The sequence below is a fragment of the Dyella sp. genome (assembly GCF_035685885.1).
GTDB lineage: Bacteria > Pseudomonadota > Gammaproteobacteria > Xanthomonadales > Rhodanobacteraceae > Dyella.
In genome coordinates this window covers 19,496-43,515 of the sequence record NZ_DASRZX010000148.1, presented here as the reverse complement: position 1 = coordinate 43,515, position 24,020 = coordinate 19,496, and the positions used below count along the sequence as shown (strand labels likewise).

Annotated in this window: 22 protein-coding genes and 1 pseudogene; 14 read left to right on the top strand and 9 right to left on the bottom strand. The window is 65.2% G+C overall.

Annotation, left to right across the window (positions count from 1 at the left end; genetic code table 11):
- A partial coding sequence (locus VFG49_RS16970; RefSeq protein ID WP_324862705.1) for a glucokinase occupies positions 1 to 293 on the bottom strand: 293 nt, incomplete at its 3' end.
- A gap of 615 nt (positions 294 to 908) precedes the next feature.
- Here VFG49_RS16970 and pxpB point away from each other — a divergent pair.
- The 6 genes from pxpB to pcp are packed head-to-tail and all read left to right on the top strand — an operon-like array spanning position 909 to position 5,720.
- Complete coding sequence (gene pxpB / locus VFG49_RS16965; RefSeq protein WP_324862703.1) at positions 909 to 1,619, top strand: 5-oxoprolinase subunit PxpB; 711 nt, start codon at positions 909 to 911, stop codon at positions 1,617 to 1,619.
- Entirely contained in the window at positions 1,616 to 2,599 is a 984-nt protein-coding gene (locus VFG49_RS16960) for a biotin-dependent carboxyltransferase family protein (protein WP_324862701.1), read from the top strand. Before pxpB ends, VFG49_RS16960 begins: the two co-directional genes overlap by 4 nt.
- The gene (locus tag VFG49_RS16955) at positions 2,596 to 3,384 is read left to right on the top strand and encodes a 5-oxoprolinase subunit PxpA (protein WP_324862699.1); all 789 of its coding nucleotides are present in this window, start codon (positions 2,596 to 2,598) and stop codon (positions 3,382 to 3,384) included. Before VFG49_RS16960 ends, VFG49_RS16955 begins: the two co-directional genes overlap by 4 nt.
- Positions 3,381 to 4,070, top strand: a complete 690-nt coding sequence (locus tag VFG49_RS16950) for a DUF969 domain-containing protein (protein WP_324862697.1) — start codon at positions 3,381 to 3,383, stop codon at positions 4,068 to 4,070. The genes VFG49_RS16955 and VFG49_RS16950 overlap by 4 nt, the downstream gene beginning before the upstream one ends.
- Positions 4,071 to 4,072: 2 nt before the next feature.
- Positions 4,073 to 5,041, top strand: coding sequence for a 5-oxoproline transporter, DUF979 family subunit (locus VFG49_RS16945; protein ID WP_324862695.1), 969 nt, complete (start codon positions 4,073 to 4,075; stop codon positions 5,039 to 5,041).
- Between the two features lie 25 nt (positions 5,042 to 5,066).
- Entirely contained in the window at positions 5,067 to 5,720 is a 654-nt protein-coding gene (gene pcp / locus VFG49_RS16940) for a pyroglutamyl-peptidase I (RefSeq protein ID WP_324862692.1), read from the top strand.
- A gap of 219 nt (positions 5,721 to 5,939) precedes the next feature.
- Here the strand turns inward: pcp and VFG49_RS16935 are convergent.
- Positions 5,940 to 6,302, bottom strand: a pseudogene (locus VFG49_RS16935) (glucokinase); the annotation flags it as partial.
- 424 nt (positions 6,303 to 6,726) lie between these two features.
- Between VFG49_RS16935 and VFG49_RS16930 the strand changes: the two are divergent.
- From VFG49_RS16930 to nagA, 4 genes are all read left to right on the top strand, one after another.
- Entirely contained in the window at positions 6,727 to 8,013 is a 1,287-nt protein-coding gene (locus tag VFG49_RS16930) for a sugar MFS transporter (RefSeq protein ID WP_324862690.1), read from the top strand.
- 79 nt (positions 8,014 to 8,092) lie between these two features.
- Positions 8,093 to 9,145 carry a LacI family DNA-binding transcriptional regulator gene (locus VFG49_RS16925; RefSeq protein WP_324862688.1) on the top strand — a complete coding sequence of 351 codons (1,053 nt, stop codon included), beginning with the start codon at positions 8,093 to 8,095 and terminating at the stop codon, positions 9,143 to 9,145.
- Positions 9,146 to 9,191: 46 nt separating this feature from the next.
- A complete protein-coding gene (locus tag VFG49_RS16920) occupies positions 9,192 to 10,226 on the top strand; it encodes an SIS domain-containing protein (protein WP_324862686.1) in 1,035 nt (344 codons plus the stop codon).
- Positions 10,226 to 11,380: an N-acetylglucosamine-6-phosphate deacetylase gene (nagA, locus tag VFG49_RS16915; protein WP_324862684.1), complete on the top strand. Its 1,155-nt coding sequence runs from the start codon at positions 10,226 to 10,228 to the stop codon at positions 11,378 to 11,380. Before VFG49_RS16920 ends, nagA begins: the two co-directional genes overlap by 1 nt.
- A gap of 156 nt (positions 11,381 to 11,536) precedes the next feature.
- On the opposite strand, the gene VFG49_RS16910 is transcribed toward nagA, so the two are convergent.
- From VFG49_RS16910 to VFG49_RS16885, 6 genes are all read right to left on the bottom strand, one after another.
- The gene (locus VFG49_RS16910; protein WP_324862682.1) at positions 11,537 to 12,061 is read right to left on the bottom strand and encodes a CsgE family curli-type amyloid fiber assembly protein; all 525 of its coding nucleotides are present in this window, start codon (positions 12,059 to 12,061) and stop codon (positions 11,537 to 11,539) included.
- Between the two features lie 53 nt (positions 12,062 to 12,114).
- Positions 12,115 to 13,218, bottom strand: a complete 1,104-nt coding sequence (locus VFG49_RS16905; RefSeq protein ID WP_324862680.1) for a hypothetical protein — start codon at positions 13,216 to 13,218, stop codon at positions 12,115 to 12,117.
- Between the two features lie 32 nt (positions 13,219 to 13,250).
- A complete protein-coding gene (locus tag VFG49_RS16900; protein WP_324862678.1) occupies positions 13,251 to 14,030 on the bottom strand; it encodes a hypothetical protein in 780 nt (259 codons plus the stop codon).
- 32 nt (positions 14,031 to 14,062) lie between these two features.
- On the bottom strand, positions 14,063 to 14,947 hold the full coding sequence (locus VFG49_RS16895) for a CsgG/HfaB family protein (RefSeq protein WP_324862676.1): 885 nt from the start codon (positions 14,945 to 14,947) through the stop codon (positions 14,063 to 14,065).
- A gap of 70 nt (positions 14,948 to 15,017) precedes the next feature.
- Positions 15,018 to 15,464, bottom strand: coding sequence for a curli assembly protein CsgF (locus VFG49_RS16890; protein WP_324862674.1), 447 nt, complete (start codon positions 15,462 to 15,464; stop codon positions 15,018 to 15,020).
- 528 nt (positions 15,465 to 15,992) lie between these two features.
- Entirely contained in the window at positions 15,993 to 17,636 is a 1,644-nt protein-coding gene (locus tag VFG49_RS16885) for an LTA synthase family protein (RefSeq protein WP_324862709.1), read from the bottom strand.
- A 266-nt stretch (positions 17,637 to 17,902) separates the two neighbouring features.
- On the opposite strand from VFG49_RS16885, the gene VFG49_RS16880 reads away from it, so the two are divergent.
- Positions 17,903 to 19,918: a bifunctional 2',3'-cyclic-nucleotide 2'-phosphodiesterase/3'-nucleotidase gene (locus VFG49_RS16880; RefSeq protein ID WP_324862672.1), complete on the top strand. Its 2,016-nt coding sequence runs from the start codon at positions 17,903 to 17,905 to the stop codon at positions 19,916 to 19,918.
- 180 nt (positions 19,919 to 20,098) lie between these two features.
- On the opposite strand, the gene VFG49_RS16875 is transcribed toward VFG49_RS16880, so the two are convergent.
- Positions 20,099 to 20,287 (bottom strand): hypothetical protein, encoded by a 189-nt coding sequence (locus tag VFG49_RS16875; protein WP_324862669.1) that lies wholly within the window; start codon positions 20,285 to 20,287, stop codon positions 20,099 to 20,101.
- A gap of 135 nt (positions 20,288 to 20,422) precedes the next feature.
- Between VFG49_RS16875 and VFG49_RS16870 the strand changes: the two genes are divergently transcribed.
- The 3 genes from VFG49_RS16870 to thrC are packed head-to-tail and all read left to right on the top strand — an operon-like array spanning position 20,423 to position 23,873.
- Positions 20,423 to 21,571, top strand: coding sequence for a homoserine dehydrogenase (locus VFG49_RS16870; RefSeq protein WP_414649166.1), 1,149 nt, complete (start codon positions 20,423 to 20,425; stop codon positions 21,569 to 21,571).
- Complete coding sequence (locus tag VFG49_RS16865) at positions 21,571 to 22,545, top strand: homoserine kinase (protein WP_324862667.1); 975 nt, start codon at positions 21,571 to 21,573, stop codon at positions 22,543 to 22,545. The genes VFG49_RS16870 and VFG49_RS16865 overlap by 1 nt, the downstream gene beginning before the upstream one ends.
- On the top strand, positions 22,542 to 23,873 hold the full coding sequence (gene thrC, locus VFG49_RS16860; RefSeq protein ID WP_324862665.1) for a threonine synthase: 1,332 nt from the start codon (positions 22,542 to 22,544) through the stop codon (positions 23,871 to 23,873). Before VFG49_RS16865 ends, thrC begins: the two co-directional genes overlap by 4 nt.
- The last annotated feature ends 147 nt before the right edge of the window (positions 23,874 to 24,020 follow it).

Below are 24,020 nucleotides of genomic sequence, written 5' to 3'. Positions count from 1 at the left end.
AGGTTGTCGTTGACGATGGCATCGCCCAGCACGTAACCCGCGCTCGCCACGGCGCACGCGTCCACGTGCACGCCGCGGTCCAGCTGGCTCACGAAATCCTTGAGCACCGCGGTGAGGCTCGGCCAGTCGGCACACGCATAGCGGTGGTACTGCAGCACCGTCACCGGCCGGACGCCGTCAGGCTGATGGCTCACCAGACCGACGCGCGCATGCGTGCCTCCGACGTCGGCAGCGAGAAACATGGCTTCTTGCGCCACCAACTCGCGCGCGCTGTGGCTGATCCCATCGACCACTACGGTCCCCTCGTCATGCTCATGTCACGTTCGTATGAACGCCCCTATGCCGAGGAGTCTGGGTAATGGCTGACAACGTTGTCAATAAACCCCATGGCACATAGGAAAATGTCCTATGTTGCGGTGCAGCACATATACCACCACAGCGGTGCCATTTCCGCGCTCGCGGCGCGCCCAAGTACGCGTATATAAGCCATTTTCTTCGCGTCAATTGAACTTGCAGGTCGTTTCGCAACGCGCCACGACAACGATCATCATGCATGACCCCTATGGGTCATTGAGGGTATCGCACGGGGGGAAAATCGGCCGCGAGCGAGCGGATCGAAATGTGAAGCATCCGGCGCGCCGAGGCGCAGGAATGCACGAGGGGACGCACAAGGATGCGTCGCAACTTCACGTCTCATGCACGACCACCCTCGACACGGCGTCGTCCTGGCACCGCAGGAATACGGCGAAACCAAGGCATCGAGGCATGGCTCGTCCGTTTCGCGTTGTTTCGCAGGTCCGCAAACACCATGGCTTCTGCAACACTTCACCCGTGAAACACGTTCATTTGCCGCGCCAACGCATGACGCCTTGCGCGCCCGCCCCCAACGCGGCGGACGCGTGCCCGCCATGTCCCTGACGAACGTGCATATCGAAACACTCGCCGAAGACGCGTGGCTTCTGCGCTTCGGCAACGACATCGACGTCGCGATCAATGCACGCGTACATGGCGCTGCCGCCCAGATCGGCGCGGCACTGTCGGACATCGAATGCGTGCCGTCGTACGCCAGCCTTCTGCTGCGCTTCGATCCCCGACACTGGACGGACACGCAAGGCCGTTTCGCCGGCCACCATCTTCGCGATGCCATCGACAGTGCATTGCGCGGAGCAGCCGTCAGCGAAACGCCGATGAAAGAGGTGGTCATTCCCGTCTGGTACGGCGCCGGCGAAGACCTGGGCGATGTCGCCGCCCATGCAGGCCTGTCTGCTGTTGAAGTGATCGCGCGGCATACCGCGGTGACCTACCGTGTCGCCATGATCGGCTTCGCCCCCGGCTTTCCTTATCTGCTTGGGCTCGATCCGACGCTCGCCATGCCGCGGCGTCCAACGCCGCGCACAAGCGTGCCTGCCGGCAGCGTCGCCATCGGCGGCCAACAGACCGGCGTCTATCCACAGGCGCTGCCAGGTGGCTGGCAACTGATTGGCCGCACGCCCGTGCAACTGTTCGATGTCTCGGCGGAGCCACCTTCCTTGTTGAAGCCTGGCGACCGCGTGCGTTTTCGCGCCATTGACGAAGCACAGTTCGACCGCATTGCCACGCAGGCAGGAACCGCGGCGTGACCATCGAGCTGATCAAGTCCGGCTTGCTCACCAGCATTCAAGACGCGGGTCGCCGTGGATACGCGAGCCTCGGGCTGGGCCGTGCAGGCGCCATGGATGAACCCTCGCGACGCCTTGCGAATGCGCTTGTCGGCAACGCGCACGATCAGGCAGTCATGGAGATCACGCTGGCAGGCCCGACGCTGTGCTTTCGCGAGGCCGCCGTCATCGCCATCACTGGCGGCATCATCGAAGCACGGGCCAACGGACAGGCGCTGCCGCCGTGGACGACGTGCTTTCTTCCCGCCGGAACCATCCTGCGCATGGGCGGCATGCGCCATGGTTGCCGCAGCTATCTCAGTGTGCGCGGTGGCTTTGGCGTCGCGCCCGTGCTTGGCAGCCGCAGTACCGATCTGCACGCGCGCATCGGCCCATGCGGAGGGCGCGCGCTTCGGGCCGGCGATGCCATCGCCACAGGCCATGCAGCGGCGTGCTCGTGGTTTCCGGGCGGCAACGAGATGAAGGCGCTTGGCTGGGGACTGGATCCGCAACCCTGGCTCGACTATGCGCAGGCTCCGCTGGCATTGCTGCGCGGGCATCACTTTGATGCGCTGGATGACGCGTCACGGCAGATGCTGTTCTCCGGACGCTTCGTCATCAGCAGGCACAGCAATCGCACCGGCACGCGGCTCGAGGGCACCACGCTGCAACTGCGCCATCCACTCGAGTTGATTTCCGAGGCCAGCGTGCCGGGTACGCTGCAGCTTCCGCCATCGGGACAGCCCATCCTGCTGCTGGCCGAAGCCCCCGTAACCGGCGGATACCCGCGTATTGGCCAGCTGGCAGCGGTGGACTTGCCCCGTCTCGCGCAGCGGCGACCGGGCGATGCCGTATGCTTCACGGAGACTTCCATGGACGAAGCGATGGATCGCCTTCGCAGGCGCGATGACGCGCTGGAACGCTTGCTTCGACGCATCGGACAACGGCTGGAATCCGCATGAGCAACACCCGGGCAAAGACCATCGATATCAACAGCGACCTGGGCGAATCCTATGGCGCGTGGCGCATGGGTGACGATGCTGCCCTGCTCGCCATCGTCAGCTCCGCGAACATCGCATGCGGTTTTCACGCGGGCGATCCGGACATCATGCGCGGCACCGTGGCGCTGGCCGTGCAGCATGACGTAGCCATCGGCGCCCACGTGTCACTGCCCGACCTGCAAGGCTTCGGTCGTCGCGAAATGATGGTGACACCCAACGAAGCCTATGCGATGACGCTTTACCAGGTCGGTGCCTTGCACGGCTTCGTGCAGGCCGCCGGCACGCGCCTTCGCCACGTGAAACCGCATGGCGCCCTTTACAACATGGCAGCGCGCGACATGAAACTTGCCCAGGCCATCGCGCGCGCGATCCGTGACTTTGATCCAGCCCTGCGGCTGGTCGGCCTCGCCAACTCGGCGCTGATCGATGCAGGCAAGGCCGCCGGACTGCCGGTGGCGAGCGAGGCGTTTGCCGATCGCCGCTACCGTAGCGATGGTTCGCTGCAGCCACGACGCGAGGCCGATGCGGTCATACAGGAGAGCGACGATGCCATCGCCCAGGCGATGGCGATAGCGCGCGAGGGCATGGTTCGCGCCGTCGATGGCAGCGTGGTGACGCTGCACGCCGACACGCTCTGCGTGCACGGCGACGGTGCCCACGCGGTGGCGTTTGCCCGCCAGCTGCGCGCCGCGCTGGAAGCGGCGGACATCGGCATCGCGGCGCCGCGTGACAGAGCCGACGCATGAACTACTGGCCGCTGCTGGGCGTTGCGGTCATCGTCATCGGGTTTGCGCTGCGCCTCAATGCGGTGCCGGTGGTGGTCTGCGCGGCACTGGTGAGCGGGCTGCTTGCCGGCATGCATCCGGCGGACCTGCTCGCGCTCCTGGGCAAGAGTTTCGTGTCCTCCCGCATGCTGCTCCTGTTCGTGCTCGTGCTGCCGGCCATTGGCCTGCTTGAGCACGCAGGCCTTCGCGAACACGCACAACGATGGATGGAACAACTCCGCGGGCTCACGCTCGCGCGCCTGCTCATCGGCTACCTGCTGGTGCGCGAGTTGCTCGCCATGCTCGGCCTGACCGGTGTGGCCGGCGCCGCGCAGACGGTGCGTCCCTTGCTGGCGCCGATGGGCGAGGCCGCCGCCGAGAAGATCAAGCCTGACCTCACCCGGGAAGATCGCGAGCAGGTGCGCGCTGTAGCCGCTGCCACCGACAACATCGGACGTTTCTTCGGCGAGGATGTATTCATCGCCCTCGGCGCAGTGCTGCTGATCCAGGATTTCTACGCCAGGCACGGCATCCAGCTCACACCATTGTCGATCGCGTTGTGGTCGCTGCCTACCGCCATCGCCGCGTTCGTCATCCAGTCGGTGCGGGTGTGGCTGTTCCAGCGCCGCTTGCGGCGCCAGGCCGCGCAGCAGAAGTCAGGGGTTTGAGCGTGCTGCGCGTTGAATACGCCTACTGGCTGATTGCCGCCTTCCTGCTCTACACCGCATGGCGCAACCTGCGCGAACGTCAACACGCACGCGCCGCATTCTGGTTGCTGCTGGGCCTTCTGGTCGCCGGTGGCGACGCGGTGTTGGCGCGGGAGAAGGTCGGCGATCCTCTTCCCGCGCAGCTGGCGGGTGGCGCGGTAATCGCGCTGGCCGTGCTTGCGCCAAGCCTGAAGCGGCGGGCGCATCCGGAAACAGCCAGTGCCGAACAACGGCTGGCATCCGCTGTCCGGCTTGGTCATCGGTTGTTCGTACCGGCACTGCTGATCCCACTGGTGACCATGCTGGTCGCGCTGTTCGGTGCGCATCTTTCCATAGGCGGTCACCCGCTCTTTGCGACGTCGCAAATGACCCTCACCGGCCTCGCGCTGGCGTGTGTCATCGCGCTGTTCGCCGCTGCGCGCATCGCCCGTGCGCCGCTACGCCAAGGCCTTTTCGAAGGGCGCCGCCTGCTTGATGCCATCGGCTGGGCAGCGCTGTTGCCGCTGCTGTTGGCGGCCTTGGGCCAGGTATTCACGCAGAGCGGCGTGGGTACCGCCATCGCGTCGATCGCCAACACCATGCTGCCCGAGGGCAACGCCCTCCTGTGCCTGTTGGTGTTCGCGTTGGGCATGGTGTTATTCACCATGATCATGGGCAATGCGTTCGCGGCGTTCCCGGTGATGATGGCCGGCATCGGCCTGCCCCTGCTGGTGCAACGCTATGGCGCGCACCCGGCGATCCTCGGCTCGATGGGCATGCTGTGCGGATACTGCGGCACGCTGCTCACGCCCATGGCCGCCGACTACAACCTGGTACCCGCCGCCTTGCTGGAACTGCGCAATCCCTATGGCGTGATCCGCGCGCAGGCCTGGAGCGCAGCGTGGATCTTCATCGCCACTTTTGTCGCCATGTGGGCCCTGGTATTCCGTTGAACGCGTCGCCACTGGAATCACGCTCATGAGCAAGCAACCGCGCATTCTGCTCACCGGCTTTACGCCGTTCGGCAACGAGGACATCAATCCGTCGTGGGAAGCCGTGCGCGAGCTGGAAGGCAGGCACATCGCCGGTCACGTCGTGGTGGCACGGCTGTTGCCGACGATCTTCGCCGAGTCACGGCGCGAGCTTGGCTTGATGGTGGACGAGGTTGCGCCCGCGATCCTTCTCGGCGTTGGCCAGGCTGGCGGACGCAGCCGGCTTTCCCTGGAACGCGTGGCGATCAACGTGCAGGATGCGCGCATGGCGGACAACGCCGGGGTCCAGCCCATCGACGAAGCCATCGTCGCCGATGGTCCCGCGGCGTACTTCAGCAGCCTGCCCATCAAGGCCATGCTCAAGGCACTGCTCGCCGAAGGCGTGCCGGCGGAAGTGTCCAACACCGCGGGAACGTTTGTATGCAACCACGTGGCGTACCTGATGCTGCATCTCGCTGCCAGGCATCACGATCTGCGCGCGGGCTTCATCCACATTCCGTATCTGCCGTCGCAGGCGGCGCGCTTCCCGAATGCGCCGAGCATGGCGCAGGAAGATGTGGTGCGTGGCCTGATCATTGCGCTGCAAGTGGCCGCGACCCAACGCACCGATGACCGCTTCGGCGCCGGCGCGCTGGACTGAAGCATGGCAAGCCCGGACAAAAAGAGGGCCCGGCAATGGTGCCGAGCCCTTTTCGGGGAGGAAAGTCCTGCAAATCCTCAGAGCTTGAAGCGGGCTTCGAGCAGATACTCGCGGCCGCTGGAGTATTCGTTCGCCAGTTGTGTCATGGCCGAACCGAGGTACTGCTTGTAAGTCGCGCTCATTGCCGGGCGCCAGCGCGATCTGACCCGCTTCCGTTGCCAGCACCGTGGCGTGCGGGTGACCCGGCAGCAGCACCGCCGAACCCAAGCCTGTGCCCGGCCCCATTACCAGCACCGGACCCTCGACCGGCGGCGCCTCGCTCTCGATCACGGCGGTGGTGTCGGCCTGGCCGAGGAACTGCGTGGCATAGGCTACGGCTTCGAAATCATTGACGACGGTCAGCTGGTCGATGCCCAGGCTGTCGCGGATGTCACGGATGGACACCGGCCACGGGAGGTTGTCGTTGACGATGGCGTCGGCTGCGAAGAACGCTCCCGGGTTGACGGGAAGTTGCCGTATCCCGAGGTTGTGGTTGCCGCTTTGCCCAACCGATATTCCCTCGGCGTAGCTACGTCGCGCCATGCGACCGAGCCCTGATTTGTCTTGAGTGTTGTCCTCTGATGACAACGTTGTCAGCACGGTATTTTGTTAGCAGAAACAACCATTTGGCGCGCTCCAGCAATCGCATCGAATGACGCCTGAATCGCAAGCTCATGATGCGCCGCATCATATTGTTATGAAAGCGTTTTTCGCCAAAATTTCCCGTTCTTCGCGCTGACATTTTCACCGTGTGGCAACGCCATACAGATGTCTGCCTTGAGGGAAATCGGGGATCATGGAATGCAGCCTGGCTTTGGCTCGACTGTGTCAGAATTTGACAACGTTATGCTTAGCGTCGATAACACGCACATCTCCACCTCCCGCTGGGAAGTGAGAAAGTCTTTCGGGGGAATCGGGCCGCCACGGCCTATCGTTCAGCGGCCATCCGCGGGGAGTAAGTCAAGTCATGTCAGCCACAACGCTTGCCTCCGGCGAGCCGCGTTCGTCGAGCGTGGTGCCGATGCTCATCATCGGCGTGCTGTTTTTCATCTTCGGCTTCGTCACCTGGCTCAACGGCCCGCTGATCACCTTCGTGAAGCTCGCCTTCAACGTGGATGACGTGTCCGCGTTCCTGGTGCCGCAGGTTTTCTACCTGTCCTATTTCGTCTTGGCGATCCCCTCTTCGTTCGTGCTTCGTCGCACCGGCATGAAGAAAGGCATGGCACTGGGCTTGTTCGTGATGGCGATCGGCGCAGTGCTGTTCGGCCAGTTCGTCAGCATGCGCATCTTTTATCCCGCGTTGTTCGGCCTGTTCGTCATCGGTGCGGGTCTGGCGCTGCTGCAGACGGCGTCCAATCCCTACATCAGCATCCTCGGCCCGATCGACAGCGCGGCGCAGCGCATTGCCTTCATGGGCATCTGCAACAAGGTGGCCGGCGCACTCGCGCCATTCGTGTTCGGCGCACTGGTGCTTACCGGCATCGATTCGTTCGACGCGCAGGTCAAGGCGGCGCCCACGGTCGAAGCACGCGAGGCGCTGCTCGACACCTTCGCGGCCAAGATCCACATGCCTTACATGATCATGGCCGCCCTGCTGGTGCTGCTAGCGATCTGGGTGGTCCGCTCGCCGCTGCCGGAAATCCGGCCGGCCGGCGCCAACGCCGAAACCGACATCGGCCACGCCAAGGGCGGCATCTTCAGCTTTCCGCACCTGTGGCTGGGCGTGCTGTGCCTGTTCCTCTACGTGGGCGTGGAGGTGATGGCAGGCGATGCCATCGGCACCTACGGGCAAGGCTTTGGCTTGCCTCTGAGCGAAACCAAGGTGTTCACCTCGTTCACGCTGGGCGCCATGCTCGCCGGTTACCTCGCGGGCCTGGCGCTGATTCCGCGCTTTATCTCGCAGCAAAGCTATCTGGCCGTGTCCGCCGTGCTGGGCGTGATCTTCACGCTGGGCGCCTACGTCACCGACGGCTATGTCTCGGTGGGCTTCGTGGCGGCGCTGGGCTTTGCCAACGCCATGATGTGGCCGGCGATCTTCCCGCTGGCGATCCACGGTCTGGGCCGGCTTACCGAGCGCGGCTCGGCGCTGCTGATCATGGCCATCGTGGGTGGCGGCCTGGTGCCCAAGCTGTTCGTGCTGCTGAAACAGCACTACAACTTCCAGCTGGTATTCATGGCACTCATGGTGCCCTGTTATCTGTACATCCTTTACTACGGCGCAAGGGGGCACCGCGTCGGCCAGCACGCGCCGTGAGCTGCGGCGGGCCCGGTGCGCGCCGAGCCCCGCCCCGCTGGGCTACGATGCCCTTCCTCGTTCTGCCGGAGTCCCAACGTTGCGCAACCCCACCATCAAGGACGTCGCCAAGCGATCGGGCGTTTCGCTCAAGACGGTCTCGCGCGTGATCAACCGAGAAACCTCGGTACGCGCCGATACGCGTGAAAAGGTCGAGCGCGCCATCGAGGCGCTGGGCTACCAGCCCAATCCTTCGGCGCGCGGCCTGCGCAGCACGCATGCTTATGCGATTGGCCTGGTCTATGACAACCCGAACGCGCACTACGTCATCAGCATGCAGGATGGCGTGCTGTCGGCCTGTCGCGAACGTGGCTACGGCCTGCTGATCCATCCCTGCGATTCCAACTCGCCCGGCCTCGCCGACGAACTGTGCGCGCTGGTCGAACGCAATCGCCTCGCCGGCCTGGTGCTGGCGCCGCCGATGTCCGAGGAGCCCGGGCTGATCGCCAAGCTCAGCGCACGCGACATCAGCTTCGTGCGCATCATTTCCTCGCGCGAGGATCCCCACGACGGCGCGCCCTGCGTCTACGTGGATGACCGCAGCGCCGCGTACGCGATCACCGAACATCTCATCCAGATGGGCCACAAGCGCATCGGCTTCCTGTGGGGCGAACCGCACCATCGTTCCAGCCCGGAGCGCTACCAGGGTTACGCCGACGCGCTGAAGGACTATGGCCTGCCGCAGGACAAGAAGCTGGTACTGCCGGGCCGCTACGCGTTCGACGACGGCTTCCGCGGCGCCCGCAAGCTGCTGGCGCTGAAAGACCCGCCGACCGCGATCTTCGGCAGCAACGACGAGATCGCCGCCGGCGTGCTGGCAGCGGCGCGCTCCGGCGGCCTCGACGTGCCGTGGAACCTCTCCATCGCCGGCTTCGAGGACAGCCCGTTCTCCAAGCAGGCATGGCCCGCACTCACCACCGCCCGCCAATCCACCAGCGACATCGGCCGCCACGCCGCCCTGCAGCTGATGGCCGAGCTGCAGCGCAAGACCGGCGCCCAGGTGGAAATGCCGCACGCCGAATGCTTTGTCCCCGAACTGGTCGTGCGCGGCTCTACCGCGCCACCGCAAACTCCCACGCCACGCAAGGGCTGACACCAGCCCCGCGGCGTGCGCCCACACGCATGCCAAGAGAAAGACGATGAAGGAAGCCAGCAACACCCTGATGTACCGCGAGGCCCACGAAACGGCCGCCGTGGTCGAGCGCCAGCTGCAACAGAACGCGCCGATCCTGAAGGCGCTCGGCGAGCAGTTGCGGGCCAATCCACCCCGCTTCATTGTCACCTGCGCGCGCGGCAGCTCCGACCACGCCGCCGCCTATGCGAAGTATGTCTTCGAAACGCGCCTGGGCCTGATCACCGCTTCGGCATCGCCGTCCATTTCCTCCATCTACGACGCCGACCTGCATCTGGACGGCGCGCTGTTCGTCGCCATCTCGCAGTCGGGCAAGAGCCCGGACTTGCTGCGCAGCGCGCAGGCCGCGAAGGATGCTGGTGCGCACGTGGTTGCCCTGGTGAACGTGGAAGAGTCGCCGCTGGCGCAGCTGGCCGACACCTTCGTGCCGCTGCGGGCGGGTCCGGAGCTCAGCGTCGCCGCCACCAAGAGTTATCTCGCCACGCTCGCGGCGATCCTGCAGTTGACCGCGCACTGGAGCGACGACGAAGAGCTGCACGCCGCCGTCGCGCGCCTGCCCGACGATCTGCGCCGAGGCTGGGACTGCAACTGGAGCGCACTCGTCGACGGCCTGCGCGACACGCACAACCTGTTCGTGGTCGGTCGCGGCTTCGGCTTTGGCGCTGCGCTGGAAGCCGCGCTCAAGCTCAAGGAAACCTGTGGCCTGCATGCCGAGGCCTTCAGCGCGGCGGAAGTGAAGCACGGGCCGATGGCGCTGGTGGGCGAAGGCTTCCCGGTGCTGTTCTTCGCGCAGGATGACGGCACGCTGGAAAACACGATGGCCGTGGCCGGCGAGTTCCGCGCCCGCGGTGCGCGCGTGTTCGTCGCCGCGCCTGGCAACCACGACCCAGACAAGCTGCCCCTGCCCGAAGGCATCGCGCCCATCGTGGCGCCGCTGCTCGCCGTGCAAAGTTTCTATCGCGCCGCCAGCGCGCTGTCGCTGGCGCGCGGCTACGACCCGGACGTGCCGCCGCATCTTCGCAAGGTGACGGAGACGATGTAATGACCAGCCAGACCACCGTCCTCGTCAACGGTCGCGTGCTCACCGACCACGGCCCGCAGGCAGGCCTCGCGGTGCTGGTGCGCGGCGCGCATATCGAAGCGATCATGCGCGCGGACGACGCGCGCGCCGTGGCAGCCACGCTGCATGACCTCAAGGGCAAGCTGTTGCTGCCTGGCTTTATCGACGTACAGGTGAACGGCGGCGGCGGCGTGCTGTTCAATGCCGAGCCCACCGTGGAAGCACTGGCAACCATGGGCGCCGCGCATCGCAAGTTCGGCACCACCGGCTTCCTGCCTACGCTGATCACCGATACTGCCGAGGTGATGCGCAAGGCGCTGGATGCCGTCGATGCCGCGATCGAACAAGGCGTGCCTGGCGTGCTCGGCATTCATCTGGAAGGCCCGTTCCTCGCCACTGCGCGCAAGGGCATCCACGACGCCAGCCTGTTCCGCCTGCCCGATGCGCACGACATCGCCGCCATCACGCGCAACCGCCGCGGCGTGGTGATGCTTACGCTAGCCGTCGAAGAAGTACCGCTCGACACCATCCGCCAGCTCACCGAAGCGGGCGTGCTGGTGGTGGCCGGCCACACGGCGGCCAACTACGACACCACGCGCGCCGCGCTGGATGCGGGCGTGTGCGGCTTCACCCATCTCTACAACGCCATGACGCCGCTCGGCAGCCGCGAGCCTGGCGTGGTCGGTGCCGCGCTGGATGATCCCCACAGCTGGTGCGGGCTTATCGTCGACGGCCACCACGTGCATCCGGCCGCGCTGCGCATCGCCATTGCCGCCAAGGCGCGCGGCAAGAGCGTGCTGGTGACCGACGCCATGCCGCCCGTCGGCGCGGACAACCCCGAGTACGTGCTCAACGGCCAGACCATCGTCGCTCGCGACGGCATCTGCCAGAGCGACACGGGCGTGCTCGCCGGCTCCGCACTGGACATGGCCACCGGCATGCGCAATCTCGTGGAGATGGTTGGCCTGCCGCTGGCCGAAGCCTCGCGCATGGCCAGTGCCTACCCCGCCGCATGGATAGGTCTGGAACATGCGCACGGCCGCCTCGTGGCAGGCCAACGCGCTGACTTCGCCGTGCTGGATGATGGCCTGATGGTGCATGAGACCTGGATCAGCGGCGTGCGCTACGCCCCCTGACAACCGCTCTACTCTGCAGGGCCGCACCCATGTTCGGACAACCCGACGGGGCGGCGATGCGGGTACATGGCGGTCGTGCAGCGGATGTGTGACCGCAAGACGCGCCTTCTCACAGGCAGGCGTGCCGGTCGTCGTGGATCGACCCACGCCAGCCCATCAAAGCTCCTCTGCACCCAGATCCTGATCCTTGAACAACAGACGCTCGGCTTCGATGGCCGAGGCTTTCTTGCTTGCCATCTGCGCTGCCTCGGCGCCCACGGCCAACGGATCACCGCGACCGGGAAACAACACCACCTGGTAGATCAGGGCAAAATTTTCCTCGACGCGAATCACGCTGCCCCACCGTGCCGAAGGGCGTTCGCTGATCGCGATGGAAACATGCGCGAGGCCGTCGCGATTGCGCCACGCCTGTTCGAAGCCATGGACGAATTGGCGTCCGGTCTGGGTGATGGTCTGGTCAGCAATGACCGTGGATGCCGCCGTCTCGTCCAGTGGCCTTTCGATCAGGGCGTCGCTCTCGCCCTCGATGATCCCCTTGTCGAGAAAGTCCAGCGCGGGCGCCAGCCCGGCCATCACATCAGGCGCCTTGACAGGCACCGGCGCAGCCTTGCCCAGCAAGGACTCCTGATCGGTTCCCGCCCATGCGGGCGATATCGCCACGCACACGAGTGCGGGCAGCATGAAAGTCCGGCGGCGCCGACGGGCGCCACCGGCCCCCCTGAGGAGCAACATGCTCATTGATGCACGTTTGCGGTATTGCCGAAGCCGACCTGAGTGACGTTCGCCAGATTGTTGTTACCGTTCTGCGTGACGTTGGCAAAATTGGCGATACCGTTCTGCGACACGCTGGCAGAGTTGAACGTGCCGTCTTGCGTCACCGTTGATTGGTTGGAGTATCCAACCTGGTCGATGCTGGCGACATTGCCGTATCCACCGCCCAGCAGACCCTGGTCGATCTCGGCGTAGTTCTCCTGCAGCTGCGATAGCCCGCCAGACTGGTTGGTGGTGGCCTGCTCGTAGCTTCCGTATTGAAGGATGTGCGATTCGGATACACCGTTCCACTGGTAGCTGGTCGCGGAATTGAACTGGCCATGCTGCTCGATGCTGCCCCAGCTATCACTCGATCCACTCTGGTAGAACCACGCCGAATTGTTCGATCCGAAACCCTGGTAGATCACCGCAGAGCTATCGCTGCCACCGTTCTGGCTGATAAACGCGAAGTCGCTTGTATCGCCTTCCTGGAACACAAGGGTTGAGAACGGCGGAATATCGGCCAGCAGGTTGTCATGGCTGATCCAAGTGAAATTGGGCCCGAACTCGCCCGATTTTCCGAACATCCATACATAAGCCTGGTTGTTGCTTCCCTTGGGCGAATAGAAAACGCCCTGATCGATCTCACCCCATACGCCGGAAGTGTTGAGCTCGGCCACGCTTCCATAGTTGTTGCTGCCCAACTGTGAGATATCGGCCTTCGATGTCTGGCCAGTACCGGTCTGGTAGATGTAGCCCTGCAGGCCGCTGCCGTTCTGCGTGATGTAAGTGACGCCACCCTGGTTGGCGCCGACCTGCTGTATCTGGGCACTGTTCGAGCTTCCCGCCTGGGTCACCGACGCATTGTTGTTGTCACCCTGCTGATCGATCGTATTGCCGTCACCCGAATTGAAATAGATGTTGCTCAAGGACTGATTGGAAGAATCGGCATTGGTCTGGTCCACCGCGCCGACATTGTTGGTCCCGTTCTGGTTGACCAATGCCTTGTTGTTGTTTCCGGCCAGCGCGTTGCCGGCCAGTCCGAGCGTCGCACTCAAGGCGACGCATATGAGGGTCTTGCGTAGCATGGGTATCACCTCCCTAGGTTGGGTGCGCGTCATCACCGCCCCTGCATGACGGAGGCACGGGTGTTGTTACCGGTTGTGGTAACAGCGATTTGCAAACCGTTGCCGATTTGCGTGATATCGATCCTGTCGTTGGCGCCATAGGCATTGGCCGTCGCCTGGTTGCCGGTGCCAGATTGCTGCACATGCGTGACGTCACCGGCTCCGTCCTGGGTGACCGATGCCTGATTCATCTGCCCGCTCTGGATCACGAACGCTTCTGCAGCCGAAGTCGCCTGCATGACCTGGGCGACGTTCACCGTGCCGCTTTGGACAAGATTGAGGACATTGCCGTCGCCCGATTGCACGGCGCTTGCGGCATTGCCAGCCCCGCTCTGGGCCAGTGCGGCGGCGTTGGTGGATCCAAGCTGGCTGATGGCGGCCTCGTTGGCCGCGTTGCTGGCTGCGTCCGCGCTGGGCGCTTGCGCGATGCTCGCGATGTTTCCATCGCCAACCTGGCTTATGTCCGCCCAAGCGGCGTCGACTGACTGCGTCACAGAGGCGCTGTTGCCCGAGCCTGTCTGTTCGATACTTGCGCTCTGCAGGTTGGCCGTCTGAACGACGGCGACACTGTTGAGCGCACCGGCCTGGCTCACCAACAGCATGTCCGAGTTTCCAGCCTGATAGGCGGAGGTGGCCTGGTTGTCGCCCCACTGGGCCACATCGGCTGTCCCTGCAAGCCCCGCCTGACTGGCGACGACACCGTTGGCGCTACCGGCCTGAGCCACCCATGCGGTGTTGTTGTCCGCGCTCCGTGCTGTCGCTGCGGCCAGCACCAGGCAACTCACTACGCAGCGTGCCTGCCGCCTCATGAGCCACCCGTCTTGGCGTGCGCTCCGGGATAGTCGTTCATCACGGTGCGCTGTTCTTCGATGTAGCGCCTGAAAACCGGTGAATCGAGATCAGAGGGCGCGTCCAACGCCCAGGTATTGGCCTGCACGCCCTGCACGATCAGGTTCACTACGGCAGCTTCGATGGCATCGGCGACGCACAGTTGCGCAGGCTCGTCGCGCGCATAGCCCACCTCCATCTGCAGGAGATGCTGGTAGCGCACGAAGCGGTACACATTTAGGTCCACCTGCGTCGAATAGATCGCCTTGGTGGTCGATACGCTGTGCAGGATCCGGCCGCTGCGGATGTCGATCGCACGCAGGGAAATGGTCACCTGGTCGGTCCGGTACTGCGCATTGGCACCGATGCCCAGATAAGACGCACCCGCGCCACCGGTCTTGATGTTGCTGTCGTAGCCGACAATGGCCCCCTCGATGAGGATGCTGGCCGGAAGCAATGCCGGCAGGTTGGGAGGCGTGGTGCTGGCGGCCGGTGCAGGTTCCGCGGCACGCACGACGCGCCGCTCGGTGAGCACATCCTGCAGGTTCTCCCGTTCCACCGGTACAAACCACTGCGAATCGTTCAGGGCCTTGACCAGGATGGAAGTCGCTCCCTGCGTCACCGCCGTGGAGAAACTGCTGTCCGGTGCGGGTTTGTACTGGCCGGTCTGGTCGCGGATGCCGTACACCGCCACGGTTATGCGCCCCTTGGGCCGCGGCAGATGCAGCAGATCTCGATAACTATCGGACGCGGGTGTCAGATGCGCCTGCTTGCCGACGCCTGCAGGCTCGTCGGCATGCGGCGGAATGGAGGTACATGATTCGAGCACGAGCATCAGGATCAGTACCGAAAGCCTCGCCACGGCGCGGATCACCTTATACGTCGCGTATGGTTCGGGCGCCCCGGCTTCCCCTGGTTGCGTGGCCTCCATGTCAGAGCCCCGGCTCGCCATTGTTGTTGTCGGAGACCTGGAATGACGTGGTTTGCCCGGTCGATTTGTCCGTAGTGGTGATCTGAAGCACCCCGGGACTCACCTGCGAGATGTTGATGATGAAATCGGAAGTCTGGATGGTGCCCGGCACCAGCTGGCCTTGGGCATTGACGATGCCTCCCGTCACCGATTGTGCAATGCGCGACAGCACTGCCTGCTGCAGCTCCTGCTGGAATTGCTGTAACGGCGTGAGCTGCTTTGCACCCGCGCTGCCAGAGGCGCCGGGATTCTTGTAGTAGTTCTGCGCATTCGCCTCGTTCAACAGATTGGGACCGTTGAGCGGACTGCCGCCGAAGTTGGGATTGACCGGCGTGTAGACCAACGTGGTGGCGACCGCCGGTCCCGAGCAGGCGGCGAGCAGACAGGCAAAAGCGGATCTGCGATGCATGGCCCTTCCCTCCCGTCGCGCGAGCGACGTGCAAGCCGATCGAACTGAAGCCCCGACGTTGAATTCCCAGACCAGCCGCGCACGCGTGCCGTCGCCAATACTCCCGGAGTGGCGGCACGTACCGGCATTCGTTCACTCGTTACATCGAGCGGCTTCCTGACAGCGCCTCGCCATCCCCTTGCGCCTGGCCCAGGAAGCGGCTCGCAAAAACGGGGGCGAGCGTACGCCCGTCGCGTGCAGGGGAAATACAGGCCAAATGGCGGAGTGTCAGGCGTGAAACACGCAAGGCCATTCCCAACTTCTTTCGGATGTCTGGACGTCTATCACAAAGGCCGCCCGGGCATTGCCCAACAGCGATTTTCGTGCGCAGGGAAACACCGCCGACTCGGCCTCGGCTGGCGGCTTGACGTTGTCCGCCGTGGCCACGGCCTGGCTCTTGCACGAACTTGGAGCTCGGACATGTTCGACGTCTCGAACATTCGTCCGGACGATTGCGAAGGGAACCTCCGCCCTGGAGAGAACCCGCGCTTACTGGTAGACGTGCAGCCGGTCGAATATCCACGCGTGGTACGACTTCACCAATGCGGGTTGCGCGCAGTCGGTGTACAGGCCATTGCATCGCGTGCGCAACGCGATCGCAGCGGAAAAATAGGGATCGGTCGGCAAGTCCGCCGCCTGGAGCACCATGCTCGGCAGCAGTGCGATGTCGAGCAACGGATAGCGCGGCAGCGGTGCGCCCTTGAAGTTGCTCTTGATCATGTAATACGTGAGGTAGTCCTTGTATTCGGACAGCCCGTCCGGCCAGACGCGCGGCATCTCGCGGATGAGGCCGCTGAAGGAAGGCTGGTGGTCGCCGAAGTGCACGATCACCGTCGGCTCCTCGCGATCGAGGAAGTCGTGTTCCAGCCCGCGCATCGCCACGTCGGAGTTGCGCAAGTTGGAAAGGTAAGTATTGAAGTTCAGCGACTCGCGCACCGGCAGGCCCTTCAGCAAGCCCTTGTTGAACGGTGCCGGCAACGTCGACAGCGGGTCGGTGTCGTGCGGGCCGTGCTGGGCCAGGGTGAGGATCATCACGAACACCGGTTGGCCCGGCTTCTTTACCTTGTCGTAGACGCGCTTGGCCGCGGTGAACATCTGCGCGTCGGTTTCCTCCCACTCCTCCAGGCCGAGCTGGCCGGCGTCGTAGAACTGGTCGAAGCCGTAGGCCGTATATGCGTTGCGCCCATTGAGGAAGGCGCCGTTGGTCGGATAGATCGCCACCGTGAGATAGCCCAGCCGCTGCAGCTGGCGCGGCAGGCTGTCCTGCACGTGGGGCGCCAGCACGTAGGGCGCGTACATGCCGCCCGGCCCGAAGATGTCCTGGGGCATGCCGGTGAGCGTGGCGAACTCGCTTACCCAGGTGCCCCCGCCAAACGTATGCACGCGCATCGGACCGGTGGCGCGGGTGCGCGCATCGGCCTTGAACATGCCCACCCGGCATTCGGGGATGTTGCACTGGGTGAAGTTGGACGGGTTGAAGGTGCTTTCTTCCAGCACCTGCACGATGTCCGGATAGTTTTCCGGCGTACGCGGCGTTGCAGCCGGGAACCCGGAGGCGGTGGCGCCCCAATCCTGCTCGGCCACGGCGTCGTCGGCCATGGCGGGCATCTGGATGTCCGAATCACTGAAGTTGACGAAGAAGTTGGTGATCTGGGCGTCGTCGGAAAGCTTTTCCCACACGTTGCGGGCGTGCACTTCGGCAAACGGGCCGTCCGGCAGCAGGCACACCCAGAACGCCAGCGCCCACAGCCCGACGCCGCCCACGCGCGTCAGCAGCGCACGACTGGGGCTGAGGTTGGCGAGCAGCCGGCGGTCGAAGCGCCAGACGGCCCACAAGGCCAGCGGCGTCACCACGCCCACAGCCAGCGCCAGCGTCCACAGGTGCGGGTAGTGCCCCAGCGTTTCCAGCAGGCTGCTGCGCGCGTAGTAGATGAAATCCGCCGGCATCAGCGGCGAGTCGAGGTAACGCAGCTTCATCACGGACAGGAAGTTCAAGCCGAGGAACAGGCCGCCACTCACCACCAGCGCCGTTGCCGGCCGCGCGAAGGCGAACAGCAGCACGCCGAACGCGCACACCATCAGCGCGATCACGAAGGCCTGCTGCAGCAGGGCCGGTTCGCGCATCGCGGTCATGCTCACGCAAAACACGAAGAAGCCGGCAGCGAACAGCCAGGGTCCGCATTTCCGCAGGAAGCGTAGTGATTGTTGCGGCATATGGATCGGGCCCCCTGTTTGGCCTCGGTGTCATTCGGCCGCAATTCTACGGTCTTCAAAGCGTCACATGCACAACGGCCGGCAACGGCAAAATGGCGGCGCCATGCGGTTCAGCGCCGGTTTCGCCGCCCGCCCCGCGGCTGATCTGGTAGCGTGCGCAGTCCCCGACAGGAACAGCTCCCCCCATGCCCCTTCGCTCGCGTCCCATCGCCCTGCTCGCCGTTGCCGCCCTGGCGGGCTGCGCCAGCCAGTCGCTGAAGCCTGCCAGCCTGCCCGATGGCAGCCATGCCCAGGTGGCGATCCTGGAAACCACCGACGTCCACTCCAACGTGCTGAGCTACGACTATTACAAGCAGCGCGAGGACGACACGGTGGGCTACGAGCGCACCGCCACCCTGATCCGCCGTGCCCGCGAGCAGTACCCCAACAGCTTCCTGTTCGACAGCGGCGATACCATCCAGGGCAGCGTGCTGGCCGACTACCAGGCCCAGGTGAAGCCCTTGGGCTGCAACGAAGAGCTGGGCATCTACCGCGCCATGGATGCCATGGGCTACGACGGCGGCACCGCCGGCAACCACGAGTTCAACTACGGCCTGGGCTTCCTCTCGCAGGTCACCGGCACGCCGATGAACGTGGACGGCGGTCGCAGCGAGCGCTGCGCCGGTCCGCACTTCCCGCTGGTGCTGTCCAACGTGTTCAGCGCCCGCGACGGCGCACCGATCTTCAAACCGTGGACCGTGGTGGAGAAAGACATCACCGTGACCGCGCCGGACGGCAGCCAGCGCAAGGTGCCGCTGAAGGTGGGCATCATCGGTCTCACCCCGCCGCCGATCCTGGAGTGGGACAAGCAGAACCTCGCCGGCAAGGTGACCGTCACCGGCGTGGTCGAAGCCACGCAGAAGTACCTGCCGGAACTGCAGGCGCAGCATCCGGACCTCGTCATCGCCGTGCTGCACGGCGGCCTCAACACCGCGCCGTACACGCCGGACATGGAGAACGGCGGCTGGTACGTCGCCGGCATTCCCGGCGTCGACGTGGTGCTGATGGGCCACTCGCACACCGAATTCCCCGGTCCGCATTACAAGGGCATGCAGGACGTTGATGCCGATCGCGGTTTCGTGCGCGGCAAGCCGGCGGTGATGGGCGGTTTCTTCGGCAAGGATCTTGGCGTGATCGATCTCGCGTTGCAGCGCAAGGACGGCCGCTGGGTGATCGACGCCAGCCAGACGCATAGCGAGGTGCGCCCGATCTGCAACAAATCAGGCAGCCCGGGCAAGCCGGGCTCGCAAAAGATGGAGTGCGTACCGGCTGATCCCGCCATTGCCCCGCTGGTGCAACAGGCCCATGAAGCGGCCATGCAGTACGTGAACACGCCCATCGGCGAAACCCGCGTGCCCATGAACAGCTACTTCGCCGACGAAGGCAACATGAGCGCGCTCGCGCCGATCAATGCCGCGATGCGCGACTACGTGCAGAGCGAACTGCCCAAGCTGCATCCGGAACTGGCCAAGCTGCCGGTGTTGTCGTCGGCCGCGGCGTTCCGCACCGGCTTCGGCGGTCCCGACGATTACACCGACGTCGAGCCCGGCCCGCTCACCCTGCGCAGCGCGGCGGACCTGTACTTCTATCCGAACACGCTTTCGGCCGTGCAGGTCGATGGCGCCGGTCTCAAGGCGTGGCTGGAGAAATCCGCCGAACGCTTCAACCGGATCGATCCGTCGAAGGAAGGCGAGCAGGAGCTGATCAACACGCGCATGCCCGGCTACAACTTCGACCAGATCCAGGGTGACCTGGCCTACGTCATCGATGTGACCAAGCCGGCGGGCGCACGCATCAGCAAGCTCGCGTACAAGGGCAAGGCGGTGACGCCGCAGCAGCAGTTCGTCGTCGCCACCAACAACTACCGCGCCAGCGGCGGCGGCAACTTCCCCGGCCTGGACGGCAAGAACATCGTGATGGCCGCACCCGATGGCGCGCGCGAAATCCTCGCCAAGTGGCTGCAGCGGCAGAAGACCATCGATGCCAAGACGCTGCCCGCCGCCTCGTGGCACTTCGCTCCGGTGAAGACCCGCGGCGAGGTGGTGTTCAAGGGTGCAGCCAACAAGCAGGACGTCGCGCGCTCGGTGGGTTTGAAGAACATCCGCCAGCTCAAGGACAACGGCGACGGCACGGCGATCTACGTCGTCGACCTGTCGCATTGATGTTACAGGGCGCGGTGGCACAACCGCTGCGCCCCATCGTCGCCCTGTAGGAGCGCACCCAGTGCGCGAAAAGCCTGTACAGCGGGGATGCGGTTCTGGATCGGGTAGACCCAGAACCGCGGTACGAACCATCTCCGCGGTCGCGCACTGGGTGCGCTCCTACAGTGGGCACCGCGTGGGTCATTTGGCCGTCCATCCGTCAGAAAGTTTCAAACGTACCTGTTGACTGCACTGCAACAATCGGCCTAAGGTCGGTTCCATGTCGCCGTCCATTTCGCCAGCCTGCACGCTTTTTCGCCCGGTTCCGACCGGCAGCGTGCCGCTGTGCGCAGGCGCCATCACCTTCGTCACGACCACCACCACGACCACTATTACCACCGGGTCGGGGTGGGTTTCCGTGCGCGAATAAGTTTCCCAACGCAAACGGTCCCGCCCTCGATGAGGCGGACCGGATGCACCACTCCGATACCGCCAGCGAGCACGGGCCCCAAAAAGGAGGCCGCCGTGAACCTTGCCGTATCGTCATCGCTCGAACAGCCATCACTACCGCCGCATGCCGCAGCGCTGCCGATGGTCACCGCACGCCAGCGCGTGCTCGCCGTGGGCCTGGTCGGTCCCGGCCGTGTCGGCAGCGCCCTGCTCGATCAGCTGCGCGCAGCGCGGCCTCGACTCGCGCGGGCCGGCCTCGAAATCAAGCTCTGCGGCGTGGCGGCCAGCCGCCGCATGTGGCTCGATGCCGACGATCCCGAACTCAACGGCCGCTACGGCGGTGCGCAGACCTGGCGCCCCAGCAACCTGGATGAGTTCGCTGCCCATGTTTGCGGCGACGACGGTCGCCACGCCTTGTTGATCGATTGCAGCGCCAGCGAAGCCGTGGCATCGCGCTACGCCCAATGGCTGGCGCAGGGCATCCACGTGGTAACGCCGAACAAGCTTGCCGGCAGCGGCTCCTTCCCGCGCCTGCAGGCGATCCGCGCGGCCTGCGTCAGCGGTGCGCGCTTCCGCTACGAGGCGACCGTCTGCGCGGGGCTTCCGGTCGTGCAGACGCTGCGCGACCTGCTCGATACCGGCGACGAATTGCTCGCCGTCGAAGGCATGTTCTCCGGCACGCTGGCTTGGCTGTGCCACCGGCACAACGGCAGCCGGCCGTTCTCCGCCCTGGTGCGCGAGGCGCATGCGCTGGGCTACACCGAGCCCGATCCGCGCGACGATCTCTCCGGCCTGGACGTGGCGCGCAAGCTGGTGATCCTCGCCCGCGAAGCCGGCTGGCCACTGTCGCTGGAGGACGTTAACGTGCAGAGCCTGGTGCCACCCGAACTGGCCGCCATGTCGCCCGAGGAGGCGCTGGAAAACCTGCACCTGCTCGACCGCTCGATGGCACGTGAAGTGGCCCGCGCACAGACCCAGGGCAGCGTGCTGCGTCATGTGGCCAGCCTCGACGCGAAAGGCCACGCCAGCGTGCACCTGGCCATGCTGCCGGCCTCGCATCCGTTCGCCCATTCGCGCCTGACCGACAACATCGTGCAATTCACCACCCACCGCTATCGCGACAATCCGATGCTGGTGCAAGGGCCGGGCGCCGGCCCGGAGGTGACAGCGGCGGGTGTTTTCGCCGATCTTCTACGCATCGCCGAATCGCTGGAGGTGCGCTGATGAATGCGCGACTGGTCGACCCGATGGACGCGCCGCAACGTGCCCTGAGCGCGCAGGCCATGGCCTATGCCAGCGTGGGCAACGTCGGCGTGGGCTTCGACATCCTGGGCCACAGCGTGGAAGGCGCCGGGGATCGGGCCATCGTTCGCCGCATCGACGAGCCCACCGTGCGCATCGCCGCCATCCATGGGCTGGTCACCGATCTGCCGCTGGATCCTGGGCGCAATACCGCAGGTGCCGCCCTGCTTTCCCTGCGCCGTGCGCTGGGGCTGCGCCACGGCTTCGAGGTGGAGCTGCACAAGGGCATCGCCCTGGGTTCCGGCATGGGTGGCTCGGCCGCGTCGTGCGTGGCGGCCCTGGTCGCCGCCAACGCGCTGCTGGAACGCCCGTTGCCGCGCGAGTCGCTGTACGGCTTTGCGCTGGATGGCGAAGTGGTTGCCAGCGGCAGTCGCCACGGCGACAACCTGGGTCCGATGCTGCTGGGCGGGCTGGTGCTGGCGACCCGGGACCGCCTGCTGCGCCTGCCTGTTCCCGACGCCTGGCATTGCGCCCTGGTGCATCCGCATGTCGTGCTGGAAACGCGCGAATCGCGCGCGGTGCTCGCCGATGGTTTTGCGCTGGGCGAGGTGGTCGCCCAGCACGCCAACCTTGCGTTGGTGCTCACCGGTTGCCATCGCGGCGACGCCACGCTGGTGCGCGAAGGCCTCAAGGACGTGCTGGTGGAACCGCGCCGTGCTCCGCTGGTGCCGGGATTCGCACGGGTGAAACAGGCGGCGTTGGATCATCACGCGCTCGGCGCCAGCATTTCCGGCGGCGGCCCCAGCGTGTTCGGCTGGTACGAAACGCGCGAGGATGCCGAGCGCGCCGCCACCGCGATGGTGCTCGCGTTTGCCGAAGAAGGCATCGGCAGCGACCGCCTGGTATCACCCATCAATGGTCCAGCCGCCGAACTGCTGGACGAGGAAGCGGCATGACCGAGCCGTTGCATTACCGGAGCACGCGCAGCGCACGACACGCGGCGCGCATCGATGAAGTGATTGCCACCGGGCTGGCACCGGATGGCGGGCTCTATGTGCCGGAGGTGTTGCCGCCACGGGATGCAGCCGCCTTCGATCCGCATGGCTCACTGGCGGACACGGCGCAGACGCTGCTGGCACCGTTCTTTCGCGCGACGCCACTGCTGGCGGAGCTGCCGGCGATCTGCCGCGAAGCCTTCGACTTTCCGGTGCCACTGCGACCATTGGCGTATCTGGATGGCGCCTCGGTGTTGGAGTTGTTCCATGGCCCCAGTGCCGCATTCAAGGACGTCGGCGCACGTTTCCTCGCCGCGTGCTTTCGCCGCCTGCGGCGCGATGGCGATGCCCCGCTGACGATCCTGGTCGCCACCTCCGGCGATACCGGCGCCGCCGTGGCGGCCGCGTTCCATCGCCAGAGCGGCGTGCGCGTGGTGATCCTCTATCCCGATGGACGTGTGTCGCCGCGACAGGCCCATCAGCTGGGATGCTTCGGCGACAACGTGCATGCGCTGCGCGTCGCCGGCAGCTTCGACGATTGCCAGCGCATGGTGAAGGCGGCGCTCAACGATGCGGACCTTCAGGCTCGCGTGCCGATGTCTTCCGCCAACAGCATCAGCCTGGGCCGGCTGCTGCCGCAAATGAGCTATTACGCACACGCATCGCTCGCCTGGTGGCACCGCCATCGCGCGCCACTCAATTTCATCGTGCCCACCGGCAACCTGGGCAATGCGCTGGCCGGCGTGTGGGCGCGCGAGATGGGCCTGCCGGTGGGTGAAATCCATTTGGCGTGCAATGCCAATGCGACCCTGCCCGACTATTTCGACGGCGATGCGTACTCGCCCCGCCCCGCCATTCCCACGCTGGCCAACGCGATGGACGTGGGTGCTCCAAGCAACTTCGAACGCCTGCGCTGGACCTTCCCGCACGACTACGAACTGCGCATGCAACTGCACGCCAACAGCGTGGACGACGACACCATCCGCGACACCATCGTGCGGCACGCAAGAGACCACGGCGAACTGTTCTGTCCGCACACGGCCACCGCCGTGCACCTGCTCGACCAGATGGGTTCCACCGGGCTGCCGTGGGCCGTGGTGGCGACGGCGCATCCGGCAAAGTTCGACAGCGTGGTCGAGCCGTTGATCGGGCGAACGGTGGAGGTGCCACCGGCCCTCATGGAGATGTTGCGGCGCCCAGCCCACGCGGAACCGCTGGCGGCGAGCGATGCGGCGCTGAGGGAATGGCTGGTAAGGCGGGTGGAGCGGGAGCAGGCGGTTACGGGCTGAGCAACCGCGTTGTTCCCGGTTTGGGTTCGACAACCCTGAGAGTGAATTCTGTGGGAGCGCACCCTGTGCGCGACGAGCCTATCCCGCCAAAAGGGACGCCGCGGAGCGGTAACGCCGAAGCTCCGCGGTCGCGCACTGGGTGCGCTC

Excerpts from the sequence above, each read along its gene's own strand:
- VFG49_RS16885 (WP_324862709.1), bottom strand. The coding sequence starts at position 17,636 with ATGACCGCGATGCGCGAACCGGCCCTGCTGCAGCAGGCCTTCGTGATC.
- VFG49_RS16905 (WP_324862680.1), bottom strand. The coding sequence starts at position 13,218 with ATGCTACGCAAGACCCTCATATGCGTCGCCTTGAGTGCGACGCTCGGA.
- VFG49_RS16890 (WP_324862674.1), bottom strand. The coding sequence starts at position 15,464 with ATGCATCGCAGATCCGCTTTTGCCTGTCTGCTCGCCGCCTGCTCGGGA.
- pxpB (WP_324862703.1), top strand. The coding sequence starts at position 909 with ATGTCCCTGACGAACGTGCATATCGAAACACTCGCCGAAGACGCGTGG.
- VFG49_RS16955 (WP_324862699.1), top strand. The coding sequence starts at position 2,596 with ATGAGCAACACCCGGGCAAAGACCATCGATATCAACAGCGACCTGGGC.
- VFG49_RS16910 (WP_324862682.1), bottom strand. The coding sequence starts at position 12,061 with ATGCTGCCCGCACTCGTGTGCGTGGCGATATCGCCCGCATGGGCGGGA.
- VFG49_RS16920 (WP_324862686.1), top strand. The coding sequence starts at position 9,192 with ATGAAGGAAGCCAGCAACACCCTGATGTACCGCGAGGCCCACGAAACG.
- pcp (WP_324862692.1), top strand. The coding sequence starts at position 5,067 with ATGAGCAAGCAACCGCGCATTCTGCTCACCGGCTTTACGCCGTTCGGC.
- nagA (WP_324862684.1), top strand. The coding sequence starts at position 10,226 with ATGACCAGCCAGACCACCGTCCTCGTCAACGGTCGCGTGCTCACCGAC.
- VFG49_RS16880 (WP_324862672.1), top strand. The coding sequence starts at position 17,903 with ATGCCCCTTCGCTCGCGTCCCATCGCCCTGCTCGCCGTTGCCGCCCTG.
- thrC (WP_324862665.1), top strand. The coding sequence starts at position 22,542 with ATGACCGAGCCGTTGCATTACCGGAGCACGCGCAGCGCACGACACGCG.
- VFG49_RS16930 (WP_324862690.1), top strand. The coding sequence starts at position 6,727 with ATGTCAGCCACAACGCTTGCCTCCGGCGAGCCGCGTTCGTCGAGCGTG.
- VFG49_RS16865 (WP_324862667.1), top strand. The coding sequence starts at position 21,571 with ATGAATGCGCGACTGGTCGACCCGATGGACGCGCCGCAACGTGCCCTG.
- VFG49_RS16950 (WP_324862697.1), top strand. The coding sequence starts at position 3,381 with ATGAACTACTGGCCGCTGCTGGGCGTTGCGGTCATCGTCATCGGGTTT.